Here is a 17,650-nt window from a genome sequence, read left to right on the forward strand (position 1 = left end):
AGGAGGAAGGATGGGCAATTTCGCTAAATACATGCTGCTTGCTGCCAGTGTGCTGACAGCTCTGATTATGGCCGGTTGTACGGATAAAGGACCGGAAAAGGCAGCTGGCGATGAAGGCAACGGGCCCGCCAACAGCTTCACGCCGGGAGCAGCCCTTAAGTCATCGTTCGTCAATCCGAGCGTCAAAGGCATGAAAGGCATTGCCGAGAACGATCAGCTCCAGCTGCTAGCGGACGATCAGACGGGGGCGATCGCCGTCGTGCATAAGGCAAGCGGCGAAATTTGGCACAGCAATCCCCCCGGCCATCAGTCGGATCCGCTGGCCGCGGGCGTGAACAAAAGCTTGTTGTCCTCTCAGTTGAAGCTTGACTTTTATAACAGCTTCGGACAGATAAATTCGGTCAATTCGCACGCCGACAGCGCGGCTTACAAGCAAATCGGCATGGAGGAAATCCCAAACGGCGTTCGCGTTAACTACCGGTTCGGCACGGACAAAAAAACGATTGACGACATGCCCAAAAAGATCAGCAAGTCCCGCTTTGAACAGAACCTGTTAAGCAAGCTGGACAGCGCCGGCCAGCGAACGCTGAAAATCGCGTACACGGAAGATGCCGAGCAAGGGGTGTATGTCCGGTCCGACGGCGCTCTCAAAGGTCTGCAGCTGGAGCGTGCGCTTAAAGCCTTTGAGGATGCCGGATATACCGAGGACGATTTGCTGGTGGACATCGAGGAGAACCATTTGGATCAGACCAAGCCTGAACCGCGGGTATTTCACGCCTCGATCGAATATACGCTGGACGGCGACAGTCTGATCGCCAAGCTTCCGGTTTCCAGCATCGATTTCCCCGCTGAATATCCGGTGAACACGATCTCGTTCCTGAGCTTCTTCGGTGCAGGGGGGGCGGAGGATAAAGGCTCAATCCTCGTTCCGGACGGATCTGGAGCGCTGATTCATTTTAATAACGGCAAGACGCGGTACCCTTCCTACCAGCAGAGCGTGTACGGAATGGACCGAACGATGAGCGGAATCGAAACGGCGGACAGCAGCCAGGACGTCAGGCTGCCGGTGTTCGGCATCATCCGTGAAGGCGGGGCATTTATCGGCATCATCGAGGAAGGGGCTCCGGCCGCGACGATCAATGCCGACGTCAGCGGCAGGCTTAACAGCTATAATTACGTCTACCCGACGTTCACGGTAATCAACAAAGGCGACTTAAGCCTGGATGCGAACGGCCAGCAGCGCTCGCTCCCGAAGTTCCAGGAGAATCCGATGCGAAGCGATTTTTCGGTCCGGTATGCGTTCGTGGGCAAGCAGTCGGCTTCCTATCCGGGACTCGCCGCCTATTACAGGAATTACTTGGAGCAACAGGGAGGCCTCCCGGCAATTGCCGAGAGGAATGAGGAGAATATGCCGTTCTACCTTCAGCTCGTAGGAAGCATTTATAAGAAAAAGCATTTTGCAGGAATTCCGTATCGGGCGCTGGTGCCGCTCACAACGTTCGAACAAGCGCAAAGTATTCTGACAGAGATGGGCAAGCGAGGCATCCATGACATCAAATTGAAATATAGCGGCTGGTTCAACAAAGGGCTGGATCATGAGGTTCCAGGCAGCGTCTCCGTTGATCAACAGGTAGGGGGAGAGAAGGGACTTCGGCGTCTGCTCTCCTATGCGAACGAGAATGGGGTAAAGCTGTATCCGGATGTCGCTATCCTTACCGCGTTGTCCGGTTCCGGGTTCAACGAGGCGAAGGAGGCGTCCAGAACGCTGCGAGGCATCCCCGCAGAGATCTATTCCTTCAATCCGGCGCTGAACCGGCGGGATCGGACCGGTTCGCCTGCCTATGTCATATCGCCGCGGTTGATAGGTAGCTACACGGAAGCTTTCTTAAAGGATTATGGAAAATACGGCGCAATTGGCGTTTCGCTGAGTGATCTTGCCGCCGAGCTGGACAGCGATTTTCGCAAGCATCGTCAAATTGACCGTACGGAGTCCGAGCAGTTGTCTCTGGATGCGCTGAACAAGGTTTCAGATGCCAATCTTCAGGTCATGGCTGACGGAGGAAACGCTTATGCTCTGCCTTTCTTGACCGATATCACCCATGCGCCCATGTCTAGCAGCAGCTTTAAAATCGAAGACGCGGAAATTCCGTTCTATCAAATGGTTATCCGCGGGCATATCGATTACACGGGCGCGCCTTACAACCTGTCCGCGTATACCGACGCCAAACCTTATATTTTGAAGTGTTTGGAGTACGGTGCTGGCGTGTATTTTCAATGGTTCTATGAACCTAATCACAAAATAAAGGACACAGAGCATAACGAACTGTTCTCCGCCAATTACGCGTTATGGATCGACGAGGCCGCCCGCATCTATGAGGAAGTCAATGCATTTCTGAAAAAGGTTCGCCATGAGCGGATCGTCGGGCATGACGAATTGGCTGACGGCGTGTTCAAGACGACATACGAGAGCGGCGTTTACGTCATCGTGAATTACAATCGTGCACCGGTGACGATAGACGGCGTAACCATTGAAGCCGAAAGCTATGTGACGGGTGGTGAAGCGCCATGAAATCCATAACCCAGCGATTTGGGCGAAAGCAGCGAAGCTATGGGAAACAGAAGGCATTATGGGGCATTGCTTATGTGATGCCTTGGCTGCTCGGTTTTATCTTTTTCTTCCTGATCCCTTTGCTGACTTCCCTGATTTACAGTTTTAGCACCGTAACGGCAAATTCCGAAGGAATCGGCATAACGTTTATGGGGATGAAAAATTACGTGACTGCCTTTACGGTCAACACCAGCTTTAACCGAATGCTGACCGAGGCGATCGTGAACATGGCGGTGAACGTGCCCCTGATCGTTATCTTCAGTCTGTTTCTGGCCGTCGTCCTGAATCAGAAGTTCCTTGGCCGTTCCTTTGCCCGATCGATATTCTTCCTGCCCGTCATTCTTGCTTCCGGGGTCATTCTGACCCTGGAAAGCAGCAGTCTCGTTCAGGCGATCAATGATCAGAATGCCGGTTCCGGGGGGCTGATTAACGCATTGGGAAGTTTTGAACTCGAGCGATTAATGCTTCAGGCCGGCGTAAGCGAGACGATCGTAAACTATTTAACGGGAGCCGTGGATCGTATTTATGAGATCGTAAGCCAATCCGGCGTACAGATCCTTATTTTCCTGGCAGGCATACAGACGATATCCCCCCAGCTGTACGAAGCGTCCAAGATGGAAGGAGCTACGGGTTATGAAGCCTTCTGGAAAATCACGTTTCCGATGGTCAGCCCGCTGATTCTGGTCAACATGATATATACGATTATCGACTCGTTCTCCCGAAATGAGCTGACAGACTTAATCAAGACCACGGGCTTCGTCCAATTCGATTTCGGCCTTAGCTCAGCAATGGCCTGGATTTACTTCCTGGCTATCTCCATCATCCTGTTGATCAGCACGTACTTTGTATCCAGGAAGGTCTTTTACCATGAATAGAAGAAGGTGAATGCAATGTCGGTTTCTCGGTGGCTATCGCTCGAAAGCTGGAAACGATGGCTCTGGTCTTTCATACGTTTAACATTGATCGCTGGCCTGTCCTTTGTCATTCTGTATCCGATTCTGCAAAAAATCTCGACGGCCATCAAAGACAAGGCCGATCTTTATTCACCGGTCGTCGTATGGATTCCGGAAAATTTCACAATGAGCAATTTCCTTGATGCGATCCGCATCATGGATTACTGGGAAACGCTGTTCAACACGTTTGCGCTGTCGGCGACGACGACGGTCTTGACGGCCGCTTCTTGCGCGCTGGCGGGTTACGGCTTTGCCCGTTTGAAGTTCAAAGGCAGCCAGCTTTTGTTCGCCTGTGTCGTCCTGACGATTCTCGTGCCTCCTACCACGATTCTCATCCCGATTTATTTGAATCTGAAGGATTTTACGCTGATGGGCCTGATTCCGCTCCTCACCGGCAAGTCCGTCAATCTGTTGAACAGTTATTGGCCGTTCATTTTGACTTCGCTGACCGCCAATTCGCTTAAAGCCGGTTTGTACATTTTTATTTTCCGGCAATTCTTCCGCGGCATTCCGAAGGAAGTGGAGGAGGCGGCTTATATTGACGGCGCGGGCGTCGGAACCACCTTTACCCGCATCATGATGCCGAACGCGATTCCTGCCATCATTACCACGACGTTGTTCTCCTTCGTCTGGCAGTGGAACGACAGCTTCTACACGACGACGTATCTGACTTCAAGCAAAGTCATGTCCACCCAGCTGTCATCGCTGCCGTACAACCTGTCCATTATGCTGGGCAGCGATCCGTCGAAGGCGGACCCATTTTATTTGAGCATGGTGCAGGATACCGGCATTTTGCTGGCGATCCTTCCCTTGATCGTCATCTATTTGTTCGTTCAGCGATATTTCGTGGAAAGTATCGAGCGTACGGGTATCGTAGGTTAACATTTCAAGTTGAAGACCGCCACCCCGAATCTAGGGGTTGGCGGTTTTTGTTTGCATACGAGCAACACGTAAATAACGGGATAGGAAGTAAAAAAATGTTTATTGTGGGCCGGGGCCTTTAAAGTATAATAATACAATTAATCGATAGGAAAGGGTGTTTTCTGTTGCTGATCATCGTAAAGAACTTCTCCAAAGTCATGCTAAGCGCTTTACTGTTTGGTTCAACACTGGCGTCATGTCACCAAAGCAGCGGTATCGACCACAATCGAGGGCCGGAAACACGCGGGGAGGGCGTATACAGCGATAAGTCATTACGCGCTTATCATCCGCCGATCGAAGTCACTTTTGTGAGAGAAATCGGCGACGGCTTGGAAGATATTCTGAAGGCATTGCCTGATGAAACGCTGGAGGACAATCGCTGGAGTCAGTTGTACGAACAAGTTCTGGGCATTCAAATCAAATACAAATGGGCTGTGAGAAGCGAACAATACCACAAAAAGCTGGATATTATGCTGGCTTCAGGGGACATTCCGGATATCGTCAAGGTCAATGCCCAGCAGCTCAGGCAGCTGAGCCACGCCGGACTGATTCAGGATCTGACGCAGGTTTACAAGGAATATGCTTCACCGTTGACACAGCAAGTTCACCGCCAAGAAGGGAGCGGTACCTTGGAATCCGGCATGATCGACGGCAAGCTGATGGGCATCCCGGAGACCGATTCCTCCATTGAAAAGGCGATGTTTCTGTGGATTCGAACGGATTGGCTGGACCGATTGGAGCTGTTGCCACCGAAAACGATGGATGACGTCCTGGCAATTTCGAAAGCGTTTACAGAAGGGGACCCCGACGGAAATGGCCTACAAGACACCTATGGAATAGCGGCTACCCAATATTTGTGGGACCCCGTCATGGGCTTAACCGGATTCATGGCCGGTTATGGAGCTTACCCGAACATATGGCTTGAAGATGAGAGCGGCAAGCTCGTATATGGAGGCATTCAGCCTGAAGTGAAACAGGCGCTCAAGGTGCTTCAGGATATGTATCGCCATCATGAAATCGACAGTGAATTCATTTTTAAAAACGGAAGCAAAGCCAAACAGCTTGTTGCCGATGGGAAGATCGGCATGGTCTATGGCGAGCAATGGGGAGCATTCTTGCTTCAGTCCAGCCGAGGCGGCGATCCGGATGCTGAGTGGCAAGCTTTTCCCATTGTTACTGACTCGGGCATAGCGCCAAAGGTTCCGCTTAAATTTACCACAAGTTCTTTTTACGCCGTAAGAAAGGATTTTGCTTACCCGGAAGCGATTCTCAAAATGTTCAATCTGCATCTTGAAAAAAACTGGGGCAAAACGGCAGAGTACGAGACTTACTACAACAATGTCATGCCCGTGTGGGGACTGTCTCCCGTGACTCCTTTCCCGGCGGATAAAAACCTCAAGGCGTACCGGCAAATCACCGAAGCGCGTCGTCAGGGCACGACGTCTCAGTTACAGGGCGAGCCCGGATTCATACAAGGGCGAATCGATCGATATTTGGATAAGAAAGAAGACGGCGAATCCGGCTGGGGTTGGGAGAAGATCTACGGGCCTTCCGGTGCGATGAGTATTCTCGACCAATACGAGGATAACCATCAGTTGTTGTTCGATGCTTTTGCCGGCGCGCCGACTGAAACGATGATTGAAAAACAAACGATTCTGGACAATCTTCAGCATGATTATTTTGCCAACATCATACTCGGCGAATCCATAGAACAATTCGACCGGTTCGTGGAGGAATGGTATCGGCTTGGCGGTGCTGACATTACGGCTGAAGTGAATCAGTGGCATGAGGACAAAAAAAGCCGTCCATAAAAATGTGCCGCACCCGCACGGTTGGCTTTAAAGGCCGGCAGGCGGCCGATTTACACGCATTTTCACACACATCGGAGGAGTTTAATTGCTTAAGTTACCCGTGAATTCCATTCGTAATACCATTTTTATTCGACTGGTCGCTACCTATCTCTTCGTCATTCTTCCGCTTATCATTCTCGGTGTTTATCTGTATAACTGGAGTTACCAATACGCTAGCCAGGAAGTATCCAAAAATTCGCAGGCGCAGCTTTCGGCTTACCTGGACGGGTTGAACCGGGAAATCGAATGGCTGGAAATCCAGCAATACGATATTTTGCAGGATGAGGAACTGAACAAAATGGTGCTGACATGGGATATGATGAGCACGGTCGAAAGAAAAGCAAGCCTGCATTATTTGCTGCCGCGGCTGGTCTCCATCAAAAACAGCAGTGTCTACATAAAAGACGTATTCATTCATATCCGCAGCATCGATAAAACGATTTCGGCCATGACCGCGATGAATGCATTCGACTCGAGACGGTATAACCATGTGTTTGCAGGAGAGGCGAACGGCAATCAAAGACTCTTGCAGATCGACGATACTTTCCATCTTGTGGCGGCCAAATACGGAGCTCGAAAAGGGGAAGAGCCGCTTCTGATCGTTCAGATCGAACTGGATGCGAGCAAACTCAGGGAATCCCTGATGCAAATCAGCGTATATCCGGAAAGCGGGGCTTTTATCGTCTCCGAGCCGTCCGGCTTTGCCCTGGCCAGCCATGAGGAGGCGGATCGATTCATGAAAGAGGCCGTGCAGGCCATCCAACATGCGAATCGTCAAATTCTGAACATCGGCACAGGCAGGTATTTGATCGACAAGGCGTATTCCGACAAGCTGGACCTATCCGTGTTCACGTACTTGCCCACTGAGGCGGTGAAACGGCCGTTAAGTAAATTTTATGTCTGGGCATGGCTGTTTGCAGGCACGACCCTCTTGGCGATTGCCATCTACGCAGTTTCGACGTACAAATTGGTTCATAAACCGCTGCTTCTGCTTGTCCAGAGCTTCAGAAAAATGGAGGATGGCATGTTTAATATCCGGATCAAGCACGGACAAAGGGACGAGTTCGGCTATTTGTACGATCGATTTAATCAGATGCTCATCAAGCTGCAGCATCTGATTGACCAGGATTTCAGGCACAAGCTCATGATGCAAAGGGCAGAGCTGAAACAGCTCCAATCCCAGATCAATCCCCACTTTTTATATAATAGCTTCTTCATCCTGAGCTCCCTGGCCAAAACGGGGGATGTCACGCAAATCGAGTTGTTCACGAACATGCTGGGAGAATACTTTCGATTCATTACCCGCAATGATGCGGACAACGTTCCATTGCTGGAAGAAACGAGGCATTCCCGCATTTATACCGAGATTCAAAAGCTCAGATTTTCAAGGCGCATTCGCGTAGAATTCGGCGAGCTGCCGAAGGAAATGGAGGCCATCAAGGTGCCGCGATTGATCATTCAGCCCATTATCGAAAATGCCTATGAGCACAGCCTCGAAAAGATGCAGGATGAGGGCTTGCTGCGTGTGTCGTTTCATCTGGATGACCAAGAAGCTTCCATCGTGATTGAAGAGAACGGGAACGGGCTGACGGATAACGATATTGAAATGCTAAATAAGCGGCTTGAACGCACAGCCGAATCCGCCGAATCCCCTGAAGTGACGGGGCTTATCAACATCCATCGGCGAATTGCCCTGACGTACGGGGAAAGCAGCGGATTGGTCCTTTCAAGGAGTCCATTGAATGGACTGCGGGTCCAAATTCGAATCAGGCTGACGGAGGGGAATGAACATGTATAGACTGCTGGTCGTCGACGATGAAGAGATTATTACGAACAGTTTGTACGAAGTATTTCATCAGTGGATGCCCGAGAAGCTTGACGTTTGCCGGGCATACTCCGGCAAGGAAGCACTGAATTGGATGTCGCGAACAAGAATCGACATCGTCCTGACGGACATACGCATGCCGGGCATGAGCGGATTGGAATTGACGGAGAGCATCCGGGCTCTCTGGCCAAGGTGCAGAATTATCTTTCTGACCGGTTACAGCGATTTCGATTACGCCTATCAAGCGATTCAGATGCCCAATGTCCGCTATTTGTTGAAGACGGAAGGCTTCGATAAGGTCATGGAGGTCGTGAAGGAAGTCATTCATGAAATCGAGAGCGGCAATCGCATGAATGAATGGCTCATGCAGTCCCGCGTGCAGATCGAAGCGCTGGAATGGATGGAGCAGGGAGAATACTTCCGGCAATTCGTCGCGGACAGCAGCCTGCTTGGACAGGACAAGGAAGCCATGCTGAGCGATTTCCGGACCTTGAACATCGGATTGGATCCGAAACTCCCTGTGCTGCTGGCTCTTGGCCGCGTAGCATATTCAGCAGGCAAAGCGTATGCAGAAAAGAAAAACAGCCATCGCTCGGTAAGGCTGATTTGGAATTCTTTTATGGATGAGCATGTCCGAAGCATCGGAGTCCTGGACAAACATGGGGATTTATTATGGATGCTTCAGCCGCGGTCCGAGAATCCATCCGGTGATCGTCTTGTTCTTTATTTGGAAGGGACGCTTGAACTGATCCAGGAAGCCTGCCTGGATTCTCTGGGACTTGCCGTATCGTTCACCATAAGCGGCTTCCCCTGCCGGTGGGAGGATGTAACCCCTCAATATGAAAGGCTGCGGAGACTCCAGCAGTTAAAGATGGGCGATGGCATTCCGATGATCCTGAAGGATCAAGTCGACTCTTCCCAGGCGTCTCACTGCAAGGAAGGAGTGGAGACGAGCCATAAGGCAGGCGTCTTGGAAGCCCATTTGGAGGCCGGAAGGGAGAGCGAATTCATGAGTGAATTGGAGCAATTGTCGGAATTCGTGCTGAACGGAGACGATCATCATCAGCATGCTGCACAAGCCTATTATTCTATCGCTCTCGTGCTGTATGCGAAGCTGACCCGGCTTGGGCTTCAAGACCCCACCGGTGAACGGGGGAAGCTGCTGGACTTGGAAGGTCATGATTCCATGAAGGAAGCTTTTCGTTATTTGAGGCGAACGGCCGAAGATATATTCGATTTCAAGCGCATGGATGAACGAGGCAAAACGGCGCATGTCATTGATCGGGTATGCCAGTATATCGAGGAGCATCTGGATAAGGACATCACCCTTGTGCATCTAGCCGAACGCTATTTTTTTAATCCCTCCTATCTCTCGCGTTTGTTCAAGCAGGAACGGGGAATCAATCTCTCGGAATATATCGAAAAGTGCCGAATACGGAGAGCAAAGGAGCTGCTTAAGGAAGGGGATTTGAAGGTAAGGGACGTGGCGCCTCTAGTCGGATACGATGCCGCCCATTCCTTCACCCGCTTCTTCAAAAAGGCGACGGGTTTAACGCCGCAGGAGTACAGGGACCATCTTGTAAAATAAGCAGGCGACCTATCATTTGCCCGGTGTTTTCAGATGGAATGTCCGGTTGTTGTCTTGCTTACCCAAAGGTACACTTTTTACGAACAATTCCGTTCATGTCGACCCGCATTGGGACTGACCAGATCGGAATGACAGGTCACCAAGTAACGATGAAGGAGGGCGTGTTCAGGGATGAAGCCCGGAAAGCCGTTACTGGTCATATCTACCGTATTTGCTTTCGTTTGCATAATCGTTGTTTTTGCAAACCTAGCGAGTCGTGGCCAAGACGATCCAAAAATGTTTAACCAGGAGCTGAGTGACAAGATGAGTGATGAAATGAAAGCCGGCAAAACAGGAATTGAAATGAGGGACCAGGTAAGCAGCGGCAATGTTGCGAGCCGGGATGCGGACAGTACCCGCGGGGAGGCTGCGGCCGCAATCGGTAAGATTCCGCCGAACGGGAATCCGGTCGTCTCCCATAAATTCGGCGCGGATCCCTATGCGCTGGCAGTTGACGGACGTGTTTATTTATATAACACGTACGACGCATTGGAGTATGACGGTGACGGGGATGTCAAGGACAACAGCTACAGCACGATCAACAAGCTGTCCGTCATCTCTTCCTCGGACCTGGTCAACTGGACCGATCACGGAGCAATCCAGGTCGCAGGACCTACCGGCGCTGCCACATGGGCAACGCAGTCGTGGGCGCCAGCAGCCGCGCACAAGGTGATTGACGGCGAGGACCGCTTCTTCTTGTATTTTGCCAACAATGCCAGCGGCATCGGAGTGCTGACGAGCGACAGCCCTGTTGGCCCGTGGACGGATCCGATCGGAAAGCCGCTGATCACAAGAAACACGCCGGGCGTGGAAGGTGTCACGTGGCTGTTTGATCCCGCCGTGCTCGTTGACGACGACGGGAAAGCTTATATCTACTTTGGCGGCGGCATTCCGGAAGGCGAAGCCGAAATGCCGAATACGGCTCGCGTCATGCAGCTTGGCGACGATATGATCAGCGTGCTTGGCGAAGCCGTCACGATTCCGGCTCCTTATATGTTCGAGGATTCAGGGATTAACAAATTTGACGGAAAGTATTACTATACGTACTGCTCCAATTTCTCGGAAGGAACGCGGCCGGAGAACAGTCCGCCTCCCGGCGAAATCGCCTATATGGTCAGTGAGCATCCGATGGGCCCATGGACGTATCAAGGGACCATTTTGAAAAATCCCGGGCATTTCTTCGGGGTCGGAGGGAATAATCATCACGCCATCTTTCAGTTCCAACAGAACTGGTATATTGCCTATCACGCCCAAACGTTGTCAAAATCCATGGGAGTTCCGAAAGGCTATCGCTCAACCCATCTGAACCGCGTTTATTTCGAGACGGACGGTAGCATCCGGGAGATAGACGCTGACATGGAAGGCGTGAAGGGGGTCCAGCCGCACAATCCCTTCCAGCGAACGGAGGCAGTAACGATGGCATGGAATGCCGGAATTCAAGTCAATCCGTCTACTGCTGCTGAAGACTCGCAGGACAGCCCGATATTGACGGTCACGGACATCCACGACCGGGATTGGATCGCAGTGGCCAATGTTGATTTCGGAAAAGGAGCATCCGCGTTCACGGCTTGGGTCTCGGGAGTGGAAGGAGGAGGAAGCCTGGAGCTTCGGCTGGATCATCCGGAAGGAGAACGGATCGGCACAGTGAACGTACCGCCAGCATCCGGTGTGAAGCAGCGTCAGGAAATATCCATTGAAGTTTCAGGCGCATCCGGCATCCATCATCTTTACTTCGTATTTACCGGAAAGCAGGATCAGAAGTTATTTGATTTTGAAGCATGGCAATTCGAGTTGTGACGGCATATATACAGCCCGTCCATTCATAATGTGACGATGGCAAGCTAAAAAGGCGCTCGCGTATCAAGCAGCGCCTTTTTAGGTGCATCAGGTAAAAATGTACGTACAAGTTAGTGCTGGCCAGAGGCAACGGGAACCGTACGGGATCCATGCAATTTTCTATACATGTTAGCGCTTACGCCAGCATAAGTCTTGAATTTTTTATAGAACCAGTCCATATCGTTGTAACCCACCGCGTCAGCGATTTCGTATATCTTCATGTCGGTATGCGTCAGCAAGAATTTCGCTTTCTCCATTCGCTGCTGCAGCAGATATTCGTTAAACGTCATTTTCTCGTGGAACTTGAACTTCTGCACCAAGTAGGAATAGTTGAAATGCATCCGCTCGGCAATTTCTTTTAAGGTGATGTTTTGGTACATCGAATCCTTCAAGTATTCCTTGACCTCTTGAATGACCTGATCCTCCTTTTCCGCATGGACATGGGACAATCTATTATCCGGATGCCCGTCACCGGAATGGGTTGCCGGCGAGATCATCCGCAAGCAAGTGTTGAGCTCTTCGACCGTGAACGGTGCAGGCAGATAATCATGAACTTGCAGCTGCAAGGCTTTCCGGGTCCAATAAAAATCCGTGCTGCCTCCGGTAACAATGATGGGAACCTGGCTTACGGACCGGATGTTTGCGCATAACTCCATACCTTCGGAATCTGAACCGAGCGCATGGATAATCACCAAGGTGTAAGGCTCCAAAGCAATGAATTGCATGGCGGACGAGGAGGACCTGACGCAGCGGAACCGCGAGCATCTCAACTCATTCCAATCAGGCCGGATTCCCGGTGTTGCTTCATCATGGGATTCCAGATCAACAAACAGAACATCGTGCACAAAAGCTTCCCCCCAACTTCGTTGTAATAACGCTTTCATACGGTTTGATAACATTATGGGGAACGGAAACCCGAATCGCAATGTGCCGATTTTTATATTTCTAACCGATATTTACTTCTTACAGAAATATAAGGGGCCTGTGTACGCGGAAGAAACATTGGCAACCCGAGATTGGACGGGTGAACGATCCCAAATTTGGCAGGTTGTTTCAATAAAATGTAAGCGCTAATATGGAGTTATGATTTATTCGGGCCGGGTCCCATAGCGGGGGCCCTATCACTTGCTCGAAGTGGAAAGGAGGTCATGCTTTGCTTCGAATGCCTAAACGCGGCCGATGGGCGGCCACGGCAGTGGCAGCTGCGGTAGCAGCGTCCGTCGTTGTCCTGTTAATCCTGCCCCAAATGGGCAGCCGTGACAAGCCCCCCGCCGAAAGTCAGGCCCCAGGAAAACCGGGGGAAGGAGCAGCGGAGCTAACAGGGGATTCCGATGCGTCGAACGGAAAACCGAATGCCGAACCCCCTGCCGGCACTAATCAAACTGCGTCAACTGAGTCGAAGACACAACAGTCCTTAGCGCAAGATATTCCCTCGCTGCATGAACTCTTTGAGGAGGATTTTCCGATCGGCGCCGCGATCGAACCGAACCAGACGAGCGGTCCTTCATCGGAATTGCTGAAGAAGCATGTCCGCTGGCTGGTGGCGGAGAACGTCATGAAGCCGGATGCGATCCAGCCGTCGGAAGGCCAATTTATATGGACAAATGCCGACCGGATCGTGGAATTTGCCAAGGAGAACAACATGCAGGTCCGTTTCCATACGCTGGTCTGGCATACCCAAGTCGGGCCATGGTTTTTCCAAGATGCGGAAGGCAAGCCGATGGTGGATGAGACAGATCCCAAGCGACAGGAAGCGAACAAAAAATTGCTGCTTGAACGCCTGGATACCCACGTAAGGACGATCGTCGGCCGATATAAGGACGACATTACGTCTTGGGACGTAGTGAATGAAGTCATTGAACCGGGGGATCCGGACGGAATGCGCGCGAGCGAATGGTATAAAATAGCAGGTACCGATTACATCGCAACGGCATTTCGAGCTGCTCGGGAAGCCGGAGGACCCGAAGCAAAGCTATATATTAACGATTACGGCACGGATAACCCTGTGAAAAGGGACCTTTTGTTTCAGCTGGTGAAAGATTTGCTGGAGCAAGGTGTTCCGATCGACGGGGTTGGACATCAGACGCATATTGACATTTATGGTCCATCGGTGGATTCCATCATCGCCTCGATGCGAAAATTCGCGGAGCTGGGCCTCGACAATCTCGTCACCGAGCTCGATATGAGCATTTATGCGTGGAATGACCGCAGTGATTACGGCCAAGATCTCCCGCAAGAAATCCTGAACCTGCAAGCCGATCGGTATGGCGAGCTATTCAAAGCATTCCGTCAAAACAAGGACATCCTCAGCGGCGTCGTTTTTTGGGGCATCGCCGACGACCATACCTGGCTTCATGGTTTTCCGGTCGCACGTACCAATGCGCCTTTGCTGTTCGACCGACAGCATCAGCCCAAACCGGCGTTCTGGACCGTTGTTAAGGCGGCGAGAACTGAGTGATAAACGGACGTCCCCGTTTAGCCGGGCTAACATATATGGATTTAATGCCCATAGCTTTATGTCGCTTACGAAATAACGTTGATAAGGAGAGACCGAGTGATGAGAAGAAGCATGGAAAGGCTGCCCAAGCTCCATGAAGCTTACGGCAATAGTTTCAAGATCGGCGCTGCCGTGAATCCAATTACGATGGTGACCCAAAAGGAATTGTTGTCACACCACTTCAACAGCGTTACGGCAGAAAATGAAATGAAATTCGAGCGATTGCACCCATCGGAAGAGGTGTATACATTCGAGCAAGCCGACCAGATCGTATCGTTTGCCAAATCGAACGGAATGTCGGTGAGAGGACATACCCTCGTATGGCATAATCAGACGCCGGAATGGGTGTTTCAAGACAGTTCCGGTGGGACAGCCGGCCGCGAGCTGCTGCTCGCTCGGATGAAATCGCACATCGATGAGGTCGTTGGCCGTTATCGCGGAGATATCTATGCTTGGGATGTCGTAAACGAAGCCATTGCCGACAGTGGAAGCAATCTGCTTCGTTCCTCCCCGTGGCTTGCGTCGATCGGGGAGGATTTTATCGCCAAGGCATTCGAATACGCGCACGAGGCTGATCCGCAAGCGCTGCTATTTTATAACGATTACAACGAATCCGTGCCCGAGAAGCGGGAGAAGATTTACACGCTCCTTAAATCGTTAAAGGAGCAGGATGTGCCGATTCACGGCGTCGGGCTTCAGGCCCACTGGAATTTGGAGTTTCCAGCGCTTGACGATATCCGCAGGGCAATCGAAAGATATGCAAGCCTTGGGATGATGCTGCATATCACGGAGCTTGACGTATCCGTATTCGCGCATGAGGATAAGCGGACCGATCTGGCGGCGCCGACCGAAGAAATGCTTCAGCGCCAGGCGGAGCGTTACGGTCAATTGTTCCGTCTGCTTAAAGAGTACAGCGGCAGCGTCACTTCCGTGACCTTCTGGGGAGCGGCGGACGATTATACCTGGCTGGATCATTTTCCGGTAAGGGGCCGCAAAAATTGGCCGTTCGTCTTCGACGAGAACCATCTTCCGAAGGAATCCTATTGGAACCTGTTGAAGGAAGCCAATCCCGAAAGAACATTCCAAGAGATACGTTCGTAAGTCGTATTTCGGCTGTCGCCATAGGTTGAAAGGGGAATCCATCAGATGAACAAGACGCAGGTCACGAATCCGATCATTTGGGCGGACGTGCCGGATGTGGATGCCATCCGTGTAGGGAACGCCTATTATATGGTCAGTACGAGCATGCATTCGATGCCGGGCTGCCCGATCATGAGGTCCGAGGATCTGATGCATTGGGAAGTCGTTAGTTACGTATACGATACGTTCGAAGACAACGAGGCCCATCGTTTGGAAGGCGGCAAGAATATCTACGGGCAAGGCTCTTGGGCGGCAAGCCTGCGCCATCACCGGGGGACATTCTATGTTTGCTTCTCCAGCAACGATACCAGGAAATTTCACGTGTACCGCACAGATAATATCGTTCAGGGGCCGTGGCAGCGTTCCGTCATCGATGGACTACGGCATGATCCGGGCCTGCTTTTTGATGATGACCGGGTGTTCGTGATCTACGGCAACGGGGATATTTACATTACCGAGCTGACTGCCGATGCAGCGGCCCTTAAGTCGGACGGAATTCATCAGCGGCTCTTTGAAACGGAAGCGGAGGGCATCGGATTGCGCTGCGAAGGCTGCCATGCCTACCGCATCAACGGTTACTATTATTTGCTGTTCATCGAATGGCCGAAGGCAGGTTTCGGCAACGGCCGGCGCAGACAAATCTGTTACCGGTCACGGGAACTACTCGGCCCTTATGAACGAAGAATCGTATTGGATGATGATCTCGGCTACCATAACAAGGGAATCGCCCAAGGCGGGATGTTCGATACGCCGGATGGCAAGTGGTACGCGATGCTGTTCCAGGATCATGATGCCGTCGGGAGAATCCCTTGCCTGGTCCCGGTAGCCTGGGAGGAGGATTGGCCCGTGTTCGGCATCGAAGGCAAGGTGCCGGAACGGTTTGAGGTCGACTTGCCGCAAGCCGTTGTGAAGCCGCTCGTGATCAGCGATGAATTCGAATACGAATCGAATAAGCTGGCTCTGAATTGGCAATGGAACCATAACCCGGATCATCGGTTATGGTCCGTGACCGAACGTCCCGGTTTCCTAAGGCTGACAACAGGAAGCCTGGCACCGGCTGGCGTGCTGCAGGCCCGGAATACGCTGACGCAGCGCACGGAAGGGCCGGCATGCACGGGGACTGTCTTATTGGACACGGAGCATATGAAGCCCGGCGATCATGCAGGGCTTGTTGCCCTGCAAAGCCATTTCGGCACCGTCGGCGTCAAGGTCGCGGAGAACGGCCACAAGTTCATAGCGATGAGCGTGAACGATGGGAGCGGCAGGGAGAAGGAGCTGGAAACGGTTCGGTATCGCGGCAGTGAAGTGCATTTGAGAATTGATTTTGATTTTGAGAACAGCAAAGATGTGGCCTCCTTTCATTATTCTGTCGATGGGGCCGAATGGATGCAGATCGGCGGTGAGCTGAACATGCGGTATACCTTGGATCACTTTATGGGTTATCGCATCGGGCTTTATTATTATGCGACCTGGCAAACCGGCGGCCATGCCGACTTCGATTATTTTCGTTACGAAAAAGCCGCTACCAATGTACTGAAGGGGAGAGGAACATGAGGGAGAAGGCTCCGGCCGGATACGACCGGCATCGGGAACATATCGACAGGGGGAAAATCGAAACGGTGGAATATGCATCCGAAACGGTAGGCAACTTTCGAAAGGCGCTGATTTATACGCCACCAGGGTATGCCGAAGATAAGACGTACAACGTGCTTTATTTGCTGCATGGCATTGGAGGTGATGAAACCGAATGGTACCGTCATGCCGATCCGCAGGCGATCTTCGATAATCTATATGCGGACGGGAAACTCGCGCCCATGATCGTCGTTTTTCCCAATGGACGTGCGATGCCGAACGATCGGGCGGAAGGGGACCTGTTTGATCCGGACAAAGTGAAAGCGTTCGAGACGTTCGAATACGATTTGCTTGATGATCTGATTCCCTTCGTCGAGTCGCGTTATTCGGTATCCGCAGGTCGGGAAAACCGTGCGATTGCGGGGTTGTCGATGGGCGGGGGGCAATCCTTAAATATCGGCTTGAAGCATCTCGACCGTTTCGCATGGATCGGCGCTTTTTCCCCGGCTCCCAATACGAAATCTCCGGAACAGCTCGTCCCGAATCCGGAAGAAGCGTCGGCATTACTCAAATTGCTGTGGCTGTCATGCGGCGATGAAGACAATCTTAAGCCGATTAGCGATCGGACACATGCGTATTTATCGGAGCATCGCGTTCCTCATGTGTGGTATGAGGAAAGCGGCGGACATGATTGGTCCGTATGGAAGAACGATTTGTATCATTTTTCGCAGCTCCTATTTAAAGATAACTAATGTAAGAAGGAAGCCTTGCGCCTTATTGGCCGGGCTTTTTACTTTCAGCCAAATGAACGAAAGGGTATA

12 protein-coding genes are annotated in these 17,650 nt (G+C 51.6%); 11 read left to right on the plus strand and 1 reads right to left on the minus strand.

The annotated features are described in order from the left end of the window. Positions 1–10: 10 nt before the first annotated feature. From NST08_RS14075 to NST08_RS14105, 7 genes are all read left to right on the plus strand, one after another. Positions 11–2,569 (plus strand): DUF5696 domain-containing protein, encoded by a 2,559-nt coding sequence (locus NST08_RS14075; protein ID WP_341341873.1) that lies wholly within the window; start codon positions 11–13, stop codon positions 2,567–2,569. Further along, positions 2,566–3,483 (plus strand): carbohydrate ABC transporter permease, encoded by a 918-nt coding sequence (locus NST08_RS14080; RefSeq protein ID WP_007130189.1) that lies wholly within the window; start codon positions 2,566–2,568, stop codon positions 3,481–3,483. The genes NST08_RS14075 and NST08_RS14080 overlap by 4 nt, the downstream gene beginning before the upstream one ends. A gap of 15 nt (positions 3,484–3,498) precedes the next feature. After that, positions 3,499–4,443, plus strand: coding sequence for a carbohydrate ABC transporter permease (locus NST08_RS14085; RefSeq protein ID WP_210095195.1), 945 nt, complete (start codon positions 3,499–3,501; stop codon positions 4,441–4,443). Between the two features lie 164 nt (positions 4,444–4,607). Beyond that, on the plus strand, positions 4,608–6,293 hold the full coding sequence (locus NST08_RS14090; protein ID WP_007130187.1) for an extracellular solute-binding protein: 1,686 nt from the start codon (positions 4,608–4,610) through the stop codon (positions 6,291–6,293). A gap of 85 nt (positions 6,294–6,378) precedes the next feature. Beyond that, a complete protein-coding gene (locus NST08_RS14095) occupies positions 6,379–8,130 on the plus strand; it encodes a sensor histidine kinase (protein WP_210095194.1) in 1,752 nt (583 codons plus the stop codon). Then, complete coding sequence (locus NST08_RS14100; protein WP_007130185.1) at positions 8,123–9,745, plus strand: response regulator; 1,623 nt, start codon at positions 8,123–8,125, stop codon at positions 9,743–9,745. The genes NST08_RS14095 and NST08_RS14100 overlap by 8 nt, the downstream gene beginning before the upstream one ends. Positions 9,746–9,916: 171 nt before the next feature. Next, entirely contained in the window at positions 9,917–11,581 is a 1,665-nt protein-coding gene (locus NST08_RS14105) for a glycoside hydrolase family 43 protein (RefSeq protein ID WP_007130184.1), read from the plus strand. A 110-nt stretch (positions 11,582–11,691) separates the two neighbouring features. On the opposite strand, the gene NST08_RS14110 is transcribed toward NST08_RS14105, so the two are convergent. Continuing rightward, positions 11,692–12,465 carry a helix-turn-helix domain-containing protein gene (locus NST08_RS14110; protein WP_007130183.1) on the minus strand — a complete coding sequence of 258 codons (774 nt, stop codon included), beginning with the start codon at positions 12,463–12,465 and terminating at the stop codon, positions 11,692–11,694. Between the two features lie 308 nt (positions 12,466–12,773). Between NST08_RS14110 and NST08_RS14115 the strand changes: the two genes are divergently transcribed. The 4 genes from NST08_RS14115 to NST08_RS14130 all read left to right on the plus strand — a co-directional run bounded on the left by NST08_RS14115 (position 12,774) and on the right by NST08_RS14130 (position 17,581). After that, a complete protein-coding gene (locus NST08_RS14115) occupies positions 12,774–14,078 on the plus strand; it encodes an endo-1,4-beta-xylanase (protein ID WP_341341874.1) in 1,305 nt (434 codons plus the stop codon). Between the two features lie 99 nt (positions 14,079–14,177). Further along, positions 14,178–15,218, plus strand: a complete 1,041-nt coding sequence (locus NST08_RS14120; RefSeq protein ID WP_007130181.1) for an endo-1,4-beta-xylanase — start codon at positions 14,178–14,180, stop codon at positions 15,216–15,218. 45 nt (positions 15,219–15,263) lie between these two features. Next, the gene (locus NST08_RS14125; RefSeq protein WP_341341875.1) at positions 15,264–16,811 is read left to right on the plus strand and encodes a glycoside hydrolase family 43 protein; all 1,548 of its coding nucleotides are present in this window, start codon (positions 15,264–15,266) and stop codon (positions 16,809–16,811) included. Further along, positions 16,808–17,581, plus strand: coding sequence for an alpha/beta hydrolase (locus NST08_RS14130; protein WP_341341876.1), 774 nt, complete (start codon positions 16,808–16,810; stop codon positions 17,579–17,581). Before NST08_RS14125 ends, NST08_RS14130 begins: the two co-directional genes overlap by 4 nt. Positions 17,582–17,650 lie beyond the last annotated feature (69 nt).

The organism is Paenibacillus sp. FSL K6-1566 (assembly GCF_038050475.1).
Taxonomy (GTDB): domain Bacteria; phylum Bacillota; class Bacilli; order Paenibacillales; family Paenibacillaceae; genus Paenibacillus_AQ; species Paenibacillus_AQ lactis.